A 12,583-nucleotide genomic window follows, 5' to 3' on the forward strand; every position below is an offset into this window, starting at 1 on the left:
GCAGGTGCCCCACTTGACCTAGTTGCGGTTCTTAACATTAGTCATATTGCCCAACATCTTCGCAACATGCTGTTGAAATCGTTTCCCGCAAGCCCGATCGACCGGTCAAAGGGCGGGATCCGCGGGGCCGGACCGGCTCAGGAGGGCAGCTGGGCGAGCAGCGAGCGCCAGTAGGACTTCCAGTTCTCCACCAGATCCGGGTCCATGATCCCGCTGTGGTTCACCACCACCGCGGACTTGGTGCCCTTGGCGCTGATGTTCACCGCGATCCGCGCCCCGTCCTGCAGCCCGATGCGCCAGTACCGCCATTTCGGGGTGCTGCTGGCGCGCCCGGGCTCCTGGATCGGCACCCCGTTGAAGTCGCCGCGTTCCTGGACCAGCTCCTGCCAGCGCTGCAGGGCCTGGCCCATGTCGGCGTCGATGGTGCGTGAGACGGAGAACTGGAAACTGCCGTCGTTGGCCTGGCCCGGCAGCCGCCGTCCGATGTGCTGCTCATAGGCCACCGCCACGCTCTGGGCCCACCAGCCGGAGTTCTCCACCCGGTGCGGCATGCGCTGCTCGGCCAGCTCGGCGATGCGCGCGTGGGCCAGCGTCTGGGCCTGGGCCGCGCCCAGGTGCTCAACCCATTGTTCCCACCCAATCCCGGTGGCGCGCTCGATGGCTGGGATGTTGCTGGACTTGCTGGTCATGGCACGACCTTACCGAAGCCGCGCCTCGGTGTCAGGGGTGGAGAAACAGCAGGACGCCGGGGGACTTTCGTAGTCCCCCGGCGTCCTATCCGGTGATACACCTTGCTCTCCGCCTCGGAGCACGAGGTGAGTCCGGCTGTTTAGTTCTCCCGCAGATCGATGTTCAGCCGATCCAGGAGTCCGATCAGCCGGTCCACATCGTCACGGGGCCACTCGCTTACCTTGGACCGCCAGCGCGACCGGTGCTCTCCCATCAGAGCGCGCCAGCGTGTGCGCGCTTCGTCGGTGGCACTAAGCCGGCTGACCCGGCGGTCCTCCGGATCCAGGCTGCGCACCAGCAGCCCGACCTCTTCCATCCGGGTCACCAGCCGGGAGAGGCTGGCCTTGTCGATCATCAGCTGCGAGCACAGCTCCGACTGCGCGATATGGTCGTTCTTCAGCACCAGCGCCAGTACCGGCAGCGCGGCCGGCGGCAGCTGATCCCCGAATCGGGCCGCGAGGTTCCGTTTGGCGTGGGTGTTGTTCACCATCAGCTGCACCAGCTGGTGCTCCAGCGCCTCAAAGCGGTGGCTGAAGTCGTCCCCGGTGGCCGCCGGCCCCAGGTCTTCCCGGGCCGGTTCGGCCGCGGCCGCTAGATCCGTGTTCATCGTGGATTACTTTCCCGCCGGGTTCCCCGGGCGTTGCTGCGCGGTGGAGCCTGAGCCCAGTGTCTTGCCCTGCTCCGGGGCCTGCGGTGCATCGGCGGCATCCCCGGTGGGCTGTGCGGCCTCGGTGGTCACCGCGGCGGCGGCCAGGCCGTGCTCCGGGTCAACCTCAACCAGGCCCTGCTCATCGCGCATGCGCTCGGTGCGGGTCTGGGTGCTCAGCGACTGGTTCGGCAGCAGCAGCACCGCGATCACGGTGATGATGCTGATCGGTGCGGCGACCGCGAACAGCTGGGCTACGGCATCGCCATAGGTGGATTCCAGGATCACGCGCACCGGTTCGGGCAGCGAGGAGATTTCGGGCAGCGAGCCCGAATTCAGGGCGGCGCCCACCTCAGCGGCCTTGTCGCCCAGCGAGGCCAGGGCCTGCATCAGCTCGTTCTTGCGGTCCTCGAGCATGTTCGGGATGCTGACCGCCAACAGTGCGCCCAGTCCGGCGGTGCCGGCGGTGCCGCCCAGGGTGCGGAAGAAGTTCACGGCCGAGGAGGCCACGCCCAGCTCACGCTGTGCGACCGAGTTCTGCACGACCAGCACCATGTTCTGCATCACCAGGCCCACGCCGGCGCCCAGGATGAACATGTACGTGGCCACCAGCACGAACGGGGTGTCGTAGTGGATGCTGCCCAGCAGGAACAGCCCGATCACCTGCAGGAAGGACCCGCTGACCACCAGCGCCTTCCATTTGCCGTAGCGCGAGATCAGCCAGCCGGCTCCGGTGGAGATCACCAGCAGGCCCGCCATCATCGGGAAGGTCATCAGCCCGGCCTGCATGGCGCTGGCGCCGCGGGCCATGATCATGTACTGGCTGAGGAACACCGAGGTGCCGAACATCGACACGCCCACCGCCAGCGAGGCGATCACGGCGAAGGTGAAGGTGCGGTTGCGGAACAGGGTCAGGTTCAGCAGCGGCTCCTCGGCGCGCAGCTCGACCAGGACGAACGCGGCCAGCAGCAGTACCGAGCCGGCGACCATCAGGTAGCTGGTCAGGGAGGCCCACTCGAATTCACTGCCGCCCAGCGACATCCAGATCAGCAGCAAGGACACACCGGCGGAGAGCAGGATCATGCCCCAGTAGTCGATCTTGAACGACCGCTTGGTCACGGCCGGCAGGTGCAGGGTCCGCTGGATCATGATGACCGCGACGATCGCCACCGGCAGGGCGACGAAGAAGTTCCAGCGCCAGTTGATGGTGTCGGTGATGAACCCGCCGATCAGCGGTCCGCCGACCGTGCCCACGGCCATGACCGCGCCGAACAGGCCCATGTACTTGCCGCGTTCGCGCGGGGAGAGGATGTCGGCCATTACGATCTGGCTCAGGGCGCCCATGCCGCCGCCGGCCAGGCCCTGGATGATGCGCATCGCGATCAGGAAGTTCGTGTCCTGTGCAAAGCCGGCGGCCGCGGAGGCCAGCACGAACATCATCAGCGCGATCTGCAGCAGCAGCTTGCGGTTGCCCAGGTCGGCGAACTTGCCCCAGATCGGGGTGGAGACGGTGGTGGCCAGCAGCGTGGCGGTCACCACCCAGGTGTAGGCGGTCTGGCTGCCGTGCAGGTCGGCAACGATCACCGGCAGCGAGCTGGCAACAACGGTGCCGGCCAGGATCGAGACGAACATGCCCATCAGCAGCCCGGTGAGAGATTGCAAAACCTCCCGGTGCGACATACGCGGGTTCTGATCCGCGGGTGTAGTGGTCATAGTGCTCCAAAGTCTGTTAGTTGAACTACGTCAACTATAGACCGATGGTTGAGTTCGATCAACCAAAGTGGTCGATTCCACATTCATTGACTTTTGACAACTAAAAACCGGGCGTGTGTGCCCGTCCACGGGAGGCGAACCGTGGCGTGCCGGGGAGGGCGATGGCCGTGGGGACAGGCAGCCCTAGGAATCCTGGGAGGCGGAGGGCGTGGCGGGGGCCGCGGGCGCGGTGTCGCGCCGCCCCTCGAACGCGCGGGCCAGGGTGACCTCATCGGCGTACTCCAGGTCCCCGCCCACCGGAAGGCCCGAGGCCAGCCGGGTGATGCTGATGCCCAGCGGCCGCAGTGCACGAATCAGGTAGGTGGCCGTGGCCTCGCCCTCCAGGTTCGGGTCGGTGGCCACGATCAGCTCGGTGATCGACTCATCGCCCAGTCGGGCGAGCAGCTCGCGGATGTGCAGCTGCTCCGGGCCGATGCCCTGGATCGGATTGATGGAGCCACCCAGCACGTGGTACTTGCCGTTGAAGGCGCGCGTGCGCTCAATGGCCAACACGTCCTTGGACTCCTCGACGATGCAGATCTTGCTGCCGTCGCGGCGTTCATCCCGGCAGATCGCGCAGATCTCCTGCTCGGTGATGTTGAAGCAGATCTGGCAGAACTTCACCTTCTCCTTCACCGTCTGGATGGCGGCCGCCAGCCGGGTCATATCACCCGGATCGGCATCGAGGATATGGAAAGCGATGCGCTGTGCGGACTTCGGACCGATGCCCGGAAGCCGACCGAGCTCGTCGATCAGTTCCTGAACTGCTCCCTCGTACACTGCTGCTCTCTTTCCTTGCTGGGCGAACCCGTGCTGGCTGGCCCGGGTTCGCGTACTAGATTAGCGTCTCACACCGACACTTACCCGTGGCGGGCGGCGCAGCTAGAGGCTGCGGCGAAGTTCCACCGGATTGCCGTTGGTGTCACGCTGTTCGATCACCACGCCGCCCAGCAGCCGTTCGATGGCCGGCACCCCGATCAGGTTCGAATCCTCCACCGCGATGTCATCATCGCTGGGCACGAACTCATCCGGCTCCGGTTCCGGCTGCGGGGTGGGGCGCTGCGGTGCCGAACGCTGCGGCTGGCCCCAGGACCCGGCGGCCGAATCCACCGGGGAAGAGGAGCTGCGCGCCTGGTTCATCAGCTGCTGGTAGCGGCTCAGCCGCTGGCCGCCCTGGGCTGCAGGAGCAGCGGGGGCCGCGGGTGCGGGGGCTGCGGGTGCGCCCGACTGTGCGCGCGGCGCTGCGGGCTGCCCCCACGCATTGTCCGCCGCCGAGGCATGCCCGGCGCCATGAGCCGGGGCGACGGGGGCCGGTTCCTGGTTCATGGGTGGGCGCTGCTGGTGCGGTTGCGATGGCTGTGACGGTTGGGCCTGCGGCAGGCCGGTCGGCTCCGGCCTGGCCGGGATCGGGGCTTCGCGGTGGGCCTGGGGTGGTTCCGGTTGCCGACGCTGTGGTTCGTTGCCCGGGGCCGGCGGTGCCGGCTCGGAAGGCACGTCCACCGGACCGGTAGGCGTCGGGAAGGAATCGGTGGTGCTGCCCGGGCGCAGCGGAACGTCGCTGACCGGCCGGGAGTAGCCGCCGGCCGCCGCGGCAGGTGCCGCCGGCCCGCCCTGCTCGGCCTGCCGGGCACTCATGCCGGCGGTCATCCGCGGCTTGGGTGCCACCGGTGGCCCGTCAAAGGTACGCGGAGCCCCGGGGGCAGCCGTCTGCCCGGAGGGGGCCACGGGACCGGACGGGTCCTGCCGGGCAGGCGTAGCTGGTACGTCGGCAGCGGCCGGGCGCGCGGCTGGCTGGGGGCGCGACGGCTCGGGGGAGTAGTAGCTGTCCTCTGGAGGGTAGGAGTCCTCGTACGGATCGTACGGCGGTTCCTCATCGTAGGGCGGTTCGTCGTAGGGCGGGGCGGAGATCCCCGCCGGTGCGGAGTCCGCACCGGCGCGCTGCCCGGCAGGTTCCTGCCGGGAGGGCTGGGCGACCGAGGCTGCCTGCGGTGAGTGGGGGGTGGGCGCCGGGGCGTCCGCCGCTGCGTTCGACTGACGTTCAGCTACTGGTGCGGACGCCGGCTGGGGCCGGCGGTCACCTTTTGGGGAACCACCACCGGTGGGGCCCGAGCCTCCCTCGGTGAGGACCACCTCGACCTGTTGCCGCATGACCTGGCTGACCGTATTGGTCAGCAGCCCCATCATGTCCGGCCGGTTGCGCAAGTTCACCAGCGGCCCGGAGTTTGAGAAGGCCAGCGTCAGGGTGCGACCGTCGAAACCTCCGATGTTCGCATAGTTCGCAACCATCGAGTGCAGAACCCGCGAGTGGGATTGCAGCTGCTCCAGGATCGTGGGCCAGGCCTGCTGGAACGCCTCGACTGCACCGCCGGACCCGCCTGAGGCGGCAGCCGCTTGAGACTGCTGCTGTGGCTGTTGGCGCTGCGGGGAAGGCAGACCATGTGGTGCCTGCTGCTGCGGCCGCTGCTGCTCCTGCTGCATCTGGCGCTGCTGTTCGGCGCGCTGGGCCTGCTCGCGCTGGGCTTGTTCGCGTTGGGCCTGTTCACGGCGTGCGATTTCTTCGGCCTGGCGCTGCGCTTCGGCGCGTTGGGCTTGTTCGCGTTCGGCCTGTTCTCGGCGTGCGTTTTCTTCGGCTTGACGCTGCGCTTCGGCGCGTTGGGCTTGTTCGCGTTCGGCCTGCTCGCGCTGGGCTTGTTCGCGCTGGGCCTGTTCGCGGCGCGCGTTTTCCTCAGCCTGGCGCTGCGCTTCGGCGCGCTGCTGTTCCGCGTGCTGATCCTGCTCGTCGGCCCCTCGGTGCTGTTCGAACTGGGCTGGATGGGCAGGGGAATCCTGTGCGGGTTGTGGCGAGGCGGGCTGCTGCTGACCGGTTTGCTGTGGTGCGGCTGGGCCCTGCGGCTGGGACTGTTCGCGCTGCGCCGCCGCGCGCTTGGCGAATTCGGCCATGGCCGCGTTCTGCTTCACGTCGTCGATAGGCACTCCGGTGCCAAAGGAGAGGTCTTCGCCGCTGGCCGGATCCGGAACCAGGCTGAACGGGGAGACGCCTTCCGGACGCTGGGCCGGGACACTCGGGGAAGGATCCACCGGGGTGGTTACCGGATTGCTCGGCGCATCACTGATCGGACCCCAGGTGCCGCCCCAGTCGGCGTCGGCCCCGGTGTTGAGTGAGCCGCCCGGATCCAAGGGTCCGTCTTCGGCATCCGGGATCTGCTGCGCGCTCGGCTCCTGCGGCTGCCGGTGATCGGAAGCCGGAGTCTGTGAGTGAGCGGTCTGAGCGTCGGCTGGAACCTGTTCGGGCTGCTGAGCGGCGGGGGTTTCAGGCTCCTGGGATTGCGGGGAGGCAGTCTCGGCGGGGGCTGTTCCCTGCTTGCGGGCGCGGGCAGCCGCCAGTGCCTCACGTACTGCGGCGGCGCCCTGGCGGGTGCTTTCCGGAGATGCCATGGGAGCGCTGGACATCGGTGCATCGCTGGAGCCATCCTGCGCCAGCTCGGGCAGCGCGCCGCCGGTCATGGCATGGCGTTCGAGCCGATCCAGGCGGGCGGCAACGGCGCTGGCCCCGGCATCGGCCGAAGGCAGCAGCAAGCGCGCGGCCAGCAGCTCCAGGTGCAGGCGCGGTGAGGTGGCCCCGGTCATGTCGGTCAGGGCCTGGTTGGTTACATCGGCCCAACGGCTCAGCTCGGCCTGTCCGAACAGGGTGGATTGATCGGCCAGGCTCTGCAACTGGTCGCCGGGCATGCCGCGCAGGATCTTTTCCAGCCCCTCAGGCACCGCCTTGGCGATGATCAGGTCACGGAAACGCTCCAACAGGTCCTCGACGAAGCGGCGCGGATCCAGGCCGGTCTGCACGATCCGGTCGATCGCGTCGAACAGGCTGGCCCCGTCGGCCTCATGCAGCGCCAGGGACACCTCATCCAGCAACGTGGCGTGCGTGTAGCCCAGCAGGGCGACCGCGGTTTCGTAGTCGACCCCGGCCTCCGAGGCCCCGGCCATCAGCTGGTCCAGTACGGAGAGGGTGTCACGCACCGATCCTCCGCCGGCGCGGATCACCAGCGGCAGCACGCCCTCGGCCACCTGGACGTTCTCACGTTCGCAGAGGGTCTGCAGGTACTGCAGCAGGGCCTCGGGAGGAACCAGGCGGAACGGGTAGTGGTGGGTACGCGAGCGAATCGTGCCGATGACCTTGTCCGGTTCGGTGGTCGCGAAGATGAACTTGATGTGGGCCGGCGGCTCTTCAACGATTTTCAGCAGGGCGTTGAATCCTGCCGGGGTAACCATATGGGCCTCATCGATGATGAAGACCTTGTACCGGTCGCGGGTCGGGGCAAAAGTTGCACGCTCGCGAAGGTCGCGGGCGTCTTCGACGCCGCCGTGGCTGGCCGCGTCGATCTCGATGACGTCAAGGGAGCCCGGGCCGCCGCTGGCCAGTTCAATGCAGCTGTCGCATTTGCCGCACGGGGTCGGCGTCGGGCCTTCGGCACAGTTCAGGCAGCGTGCCAGGATGCGGGCGCTGGTGGTCTTGCCGCAGCCGCGGGGCCCGGAAAAGAGGTAGGCGTGATTGACCCGGTTCTTCGACAGGGCAGTCATCAGGGGGGTGGTCACGTGCTCTTGCCCGATAACGTCGGCGAAGGTGTCGGGACGATATCTACGGTAAAGCGCTGTACTCACACCGATACCCTATCTGTTCTTCGATGCATCAGGCATCAGCTGGTGAACAATTTCATCTGGCCGTACCACCCAAGGCTCCCGGGGCAGCCGGGCCGGGTCAAAGGCCCGCAACGCGGCGTCGAGCGAGCTGGTAGGCAGGCCCAATGACTCTAGCAAGATCCCGCGCACTTGGTCGGCATCAATGCCTTTCTCGAAAAGGTCTTCGAGGGTCACTGACCCGTCGCGTTTGGCCAGCCGTTGCCCCTTGTCGTTGACCGCCAACGGCACATGGGCATATTCGGGGACGGGCAGTGACAGCAGCGACGCCAAATAGGCCTGCCGGGGCGCCGAAGAGAGCAGGTCGTCCCCGCGCACGACCTGGTCGATGCCGAAGTGCCCGTCATCAACCACCACGGCGAGGTTGTACGACGGTGCGCCGTCGTTGCGTAACAGCACAAAGTCGTCGACCAGTCCGCGGTATTCGCCAGCCAATTCGTCATGGACGGTGAAGGAGGCGGTTTCGGCGCGGAGCCGCAAAGCGGCAGGCCGAACCTTGGCTCGCTCGGCCCGCTGCACGTCCGTCAGGTTTCGACAGGTGCCCGGGTAGGCGCCGGGTGCGGCGTGCGGCGCGGACGCAGCTTCGGCGATGTCCTTGCGTGAGCAGAAGCATTCGTAAACCATTCCGCGTTCAGCCAGAGACGCGATGATCTGCTGATAAGTGTCCAGCCGCTCGTGCTGGCGGACCAGGGGGCCATCAAAATCCAAGCCCAGCGCCGCCAATTCCTTGAGTTGCATTTCTTCGGCGCCGGAACGCACACGGTCCAGGTCTTCAATGCGCAAGAGGAACTGCCGCGAGGTTGAGCGGGCAAATAGCCAGGCCAGAATCGCAGTGCGTAAATTGCCAAGGTGAAGCGGCCCCGAAGGACTTGGGGCGTAACGACCAGCGCCCACCTAGACTCCATTCACGCATCGTGGAAAAGTAAAGACCCCTCATGCACCTGCCAGAGCCCATCTACCCTTGCTACCTTCCGGTCCTGGGGGAGTTCAACAGGATGACACCACACGAGGGGTCACCGAAAATACTACCGGAGACGTGCCCGTGGATGAAATCGAGGAGACGTGCCCTTGCTCTCAACGAGGGTGTCAAGATCCTTGCCGCTTACCCGGCATTCTGTTGGGGAGGGTCACGCCAGCCCAGAACCCGGAGCACTTCATCGTTCACCTCGACTGTGGGCAACATTGGATTTGTCGCCATCTCGGGTTCGAACGATTGGGCGCTGCGGATGCTGCCCGGCAGGTGAGTTTGAATCATCCCGTTGGGGGTGCGCCATTCAACCGAGCCATCCGGGCGGTATGTGGATTGCCACCCGAGCGCGTGCTTGAACATCTGGTGCCGCTTGCACAGCAGTCTCGTGTTCCGCCGTGTCGTTCCGCCGCCCTTCGCCCAGTCGTCGATGTGGTCGATTTCGCTGGCATCGGGCAACCGACGACATCCGGGGAAGCAACAGTGCTCGTCCCGCCAGCGAAGGAATTCCCTTAGCACGTTGGGTGGCCGGTAGCGGGTTCGACCAATGTCGATTACCGCTCCGGTCCAGGGGTCGGTTAGCACCGGAATCAACGAAGGCGCGTTCATGGCCAGCTGCAGCGCCACTCCCAGTGGGACCGGCCCGTAGCCTTCTAGTTCCGCTACCGTCCGCTGTGGGTTTGCAAGCATTTCCAGGGCCGGGATGGTGATTGCAATACGAGCCTTGACGTCGGCTCCCTTGCGCTCCGGCCAGCCATCCAACAACACATCCCGGAAGATGTCCGCGCGAATCTGCGCGTCGCCGCGATCGTCGTCCGGGTCGCGGTGTCCCGCGATGTGCCAGTTCAGCGTATTCATGATCGCGAGTGCGTCCTGGGCTTCCAGGGTGATCAGAATCTTGGCCATCCCGCCATCTTCGTTCCAGCAAATGACGCCGCGTTCGGCCTGCTTCACCTTGTGGCGTTCCTCCGGGCTTTGTGGATGAAGGCGTCCGCGCATCTTCTGCGCCTGTTTCTTGACGGTGTGGTCGGGGCTGGTGCGGGCAATGGGCAGCAGCACCTCTTCCAGATGGTGGGCTTCCTCCGGTTCAAGATCCTGCGAGTTTTTCACGATTTCCACCGCGCTCTTGGTGGTGATGCTTCCTTGGCTGAGCTCGCTGAGCGTCCTTGGGCACAAATGGCGCAGGCCTTCTGCGGTGATCAGTTTGCCTCGCACTACCCGCTCGGGTTCGCGCATGGCGATGGAAACTTCACTGACCAGCGAAGAGCGGATAATGTCCGGGTTTCGAGGGTCGACTCCGTAGTACTCAGCGCTGCGTTCCTGGAGTGCGTCCTGGAAGAGGACCTGTTGCTCGGCGTTCTGTTCCGCCTCCCGATTGGCCAGTTCCAAGGCATCAGCCAGCAGGAGCGCTTCCGCGCTATCCAGTTGTGAGCGAATTCTGGCGATTTGCTCAAGCTGGGTCAGGGCCTGCTTTGCAGTGGTGGCAACACCGAGCGCCGACAGTGTGGTGACGTTATCTGCCAACGAGCTGAAGACAACTTCCTGTTCCACCTGCGCGGACCAGTCTCCATCTGATCCACAAAACTCACGATGACCAGATGGGAGGATGTGCAAACGGTGAGGATCACCGTCGTTATGAAATACATCTCTTTTTCCCATGTATTCATTGTCTCGTGGCACCCCGACACTTTGATCTCGCGGTCTGCGCGATGGGGATAAGCGTCTGGAATCCCCGAACTTCCGGGGATCTTGAGCGACTGGGATACTTTTGAGGCTGGCTCGGAACCCGATTCGTGAATCAGGAAAAATTTCGATATGCTGGAGCCTGCTCTACAGAGCGCTATGGAGGATTCGCCTAGCGGCCTATGGCGCACGCCTGGAACGCGTGTTGGGTTCACGCCCTCGGGGGTTCAAATCCCCCATCCTCCGCCAGATGGATGTCCCGGTGGACCGTAACTTCGGTTCACCGGGACATTATCATTTAAGCCCTGGGATCCTGCGGACTTGATCCCTGAGGGGAGCCGAGAATGACTAGTTGGATCACCGAGATCGGAATCGGGGCTATAGGCAATAAAGTGTGTCTGGCCCGGGCGTGTTCCAAGGCCAGACACCCTCAAAACCAGTGACTAGTAGCTGTTTCGAATCCAGCCTCGTCTGATGAACTGTCCATCCTCGGTACTAGCGCCGGTGCCATAAAGCTCCGGGCCGATTGGCTCGTCATCTGACACTTGCTCAGCTGCCTGGATGTCGTGCCGTTCTTTTTCATGGGTGAATGGCAGATAATACAAGTATGGGATTGTCCAGTAAGCTCCACACTTATGGATTGAATACCCATGTGAACCTTGATCCTGTCCCGGCTTTCCGGGGCAGGATCAGGTTTTCAGACACACTTTATTGCCTATAGGCCCGGAATCGACTGTCATCAACCCGAAGCCTTGGCGGATTTCTGGTGTGCCGCACTGGGCTTTGCCGTTATCGAACGCACCGCCGAATTCGTGTCCATAGGTTCGCCCGCACTACGTGGTGAAGGTGGGCTTATGAGGAGTGCGGGTGAGGGGTCCGGGACCCCGATCCTGACCTTTGCTCGAGTTCCCGAGGGCAAGGGCGTCAAGAACCGGCTGCACCTGGACCTCACCCCGCATGGTGTTTCCCAGGAGGAGGAGGTGCGGCGTCTAATTATCCTTGGGGCCCGTCCCATCGACATTGGTCAGGGCATTCAAGAATGGGTGGTCATGGCCGACCCCGAGGGCAATGAATTTTGCGTCCTTCCTGATCGATAGGCCCGCCACGTCGACGGTTGTGGGTGTGGCGTCGTTGTTCCTGGATTGCATTGGATTTGCGGCTTCCCAGGTAATCTGCGCTCTTTACCCGTCATCTCTTTCCCCGTCAGCCGCATGTTCTGCTGTAGTATCTGCTGTACTTGGGAAAAATTGGATCGTTCATCGATGTTTGGGGCATAGATATGGTGAATGAGAAGCGCAGAGTTGTGCTTATTTGTGGAGACGCGGCGGCGGGACCAGATTTTGATTTGGTGCTGCATAACGCCGGGTTCTCTGTTGACCGTGCGGACTCGGGCCGCTTAGGGGTGCAGCAGGTTGAGAGGGCCGAAACGGACATTGTCCTGGTCTTCCCCGGGCTGCCGGATATCGACATGAATGAAACCATTCAGCGAATCCGCCCGATAACCAAAGCGCACATCATTGCGATGTTGCCCAGCGACGACGAGATAGAAGTCGTGCTGGCGCTGGAGGCCGGGGCCGATCAATACATGGCCGGAACCGGACGCATGCGGGAGCTTCGCGCCCGGATCAATGCGATCATGCGGCAACGCGAGCGAATGCGGCAGCTGCTGAACGGAATCGATCCAGACGGCGGCGAGGAATTGCGCCACCGGGATCTGATTCTGAACACCAGCACGTGGGATGTGACGATTGACGGAACCTCCATTCCGGTCACCGCCACGGAGTTCTCGCTGCTGCACATGTTGCTGATGAATCCGGGGCGTGTGCGCAGCAAGCAGGAGATGGTGCGCCATCTCAATGGCTACGAGAACGGCGGAGACAGCTACATTTCCTCCGCCGATCAACGCAGCATCGAGGTGCATATCGCAAACCTGCGCCGCAAGCTGGGTGACTCGGCGCGCGAACCAAAATGGATTGAGACCGTTCGCGGCGTTGGCTACCGAATGATTACGGAACAGAAACTAGCGGTCTGACAGGCGTATTCAGATGAATTGATGAAATCTTTAGATGAACCTATCAGTAGTTTGAGTCACACGGGTAAGAATGGGGGCA

General features: G+C 64.5%; 9 protein-coding genes, 1 tRNA gene and 1 other RNA gene. 3 read left to right on the forward strand and 8 right to left on the reverse strand.

Annotated elements, in window-relative coordinates:
- Nucleotides 1-137: 137 nt before the first annotated feature.
- The 8 genes from GcLGCM259_RS01375 to GcLGCM259_RS01410 all read right to left on the reverse strand — a co-directional run bounded on the left by GcLGCM259_RS01375 (nt 138) and on the right by GcLGCM259_RS01410 (nt 10,340).
- Entirely contained in the window at nt 138-689 is a 552-nt protein-coding gene (locus tag GcLGCM259_RS01375) for a hypothetical protein (RefSeq protein ID WP_138925532.1), read from the reverse strand.
- Nucleotides 690-829: 140 nt separating this feature from the next.
- Complete coding sequence (locus GcLGCM259_RS01380; RefSeq protein WP_054821631.1) at nt 830-1,336, reverse strand: MarR family winged helix-turn-helix transcriptional regulator; 507 nt, start codon at nt 1,334-1,336, stop codon at nt 830-832.
- Nucleotides 1,337-1,342: 6 nt separating this feature from the next.
- Entirely contained in the window at nt 1,343-3,055 is a 1,713-nt protein-coding gene (locus tag GcLGCM259_RS01385; RefSeq protein ID WP_138927135.1) for a DHA2 family efflux MFS transporter permease subunit, read from the reverse strand.
- A gap of 216 nt (nt 3,056-3,271) precedes the next feature.
- Nucleotides 3,272-3,907: a recombination mediator RecR gene (gene recR, locus GcLGCM259_RS01390; protein WP_138174443.1), complete on the reverse strand. Its 636-nt coding sequence runs from the start codon at nt 3,905-3,907 to the stop codon at nt 3,272-3,274.
- 102 nt (nt 3,908-4,009) lie between these two features.
- Nucleotides 4,010-7,792 carry a DNA polymerase III subunit gamma and tau gene (locus GcLGCM259_RS15445; RefSeq protein WP_246049832.1) on the reverse strand — a complete coding sequence of 1,261 codons (3,783 nt, stop codon included), beginning with the start codon at nt 7,790-7,792 and terminating at the stop codon, nt 4,010-4,012.
- 3 nt (nt 7,793-7,795) lie between these two features.
- Nucleotides 7,796-8,716 carry a tRNA glutamyl-Q(34) synthetase GluQRS gene (gluQRS, locus tag GcLGCM259_RS01400; RefSeq protein WP_138174441.1) on the reverse strand — a complete coding sequence of 307 codons (921 nt, stop codon included), beginning with the start codon at nt 8,714-8,716 and terminating at the stop codon, nt 7,796-7,798.
- A 27-nt stretch (nt 8,717-8,743) separates the two neighbouring features.
- Nucleotides 8,744-8,840: signal recognition particle sRNA small type (gene ffs, locus GcLGCM259_RS01405), an RNA gene on the reverse strand.
- Nucleotides 8,841-8,924: 84 nt separating this feature from the next.
- Nucleotides 8,925-10,340 (reverse strand): HNH endonuclease, encoded by a 1,416-nt coding sequence (locus GcLGCM259_RS01410; protein ID WP_175419287.1) that lies wholly within the window; start codon nt 10,338-10,340, stop codon nt 8,925-8,927.
- 293 nt (nt 10,341-10,633) lie between these two features.
- On the opposite strand from GcLGCM259_RS01410, the gene GcLGCM259_RS01415 reads away from it, so the two are divergent.
- The 3 genes from GcLGCM259_RS01415 to GcLGCM259_RS01425 all read left to right on the forward strand — a co-directional run bounded on the left by GcLGCM259_RS01415 (nt 10,634) and on the right by GcLGCM259_RS01425 (nt 12,504).
- Nucleotides 10,634-10,721: transfer RNA gene (locus GcLGCM259_RS01415), tRNA-Ser, on the forward strand.
- 410 nt (nt 10,722-11,131) lie between these two features.
- Complete coding sequence (locus tag GcLGCM259_RS01420; protein WP_246049684.1) at nt 11,132-11,569, forward strand: VOC family protein; 438 nt, start codon at nt 11,132-11,134, stop codon at nt 11,567-11,569.
- A gap of 140 nt (nt 11,570-11,709) precedes the next feature.
- Complete coding sequence (locus GcLGCM259_RS01425; RefSeq protein WP_138925534.1) at nt 11,710-12,504, forward strand: response regulator transcription factor; 795 nt, start codon at nt 11,710-11,712, stop codon at nt 12,502-12,504.
- The last annotated feature ends 79 nt before the right edge of the window (nt 12,505-12,583 follow it).

Source organism: Glutamicibacter creatinolyticus, assembly GCF_006094275.1.
Lineage (GTDB): Bacteria > Actinomycetota > Actinomycetes > Actinomycetales > Micrococcaceae > Glutamicibacter > Glutamicibacter creatinolyticus.

Bases quoted from the DNA above. Each gene is read 5' to 3' on its own strand.
- GcLGCM259_RS01375 (WP_138925532.1), bottom strand. From the start codon at position 689: ATGACCAGCAAGTCCAGCAACATCCCAGCCATCGAGCGCGCCACCGGG.
- GcLGCM259_RS01380 (WP_054821631.1), bottom strand. From the start codon at position 1,336: ATGAACACGGATCTAGCGGCCGCGGCCGAACCGGCCCGGGAAGACCTG.
- GcLGCM259_RS01385 (WP_138927135.1), bottom strand. From the start codon at position 3,055: ATGTCGCACCGGGAGGTTTTGCAATCTCTCACCGGGCTGCTGATGGGC.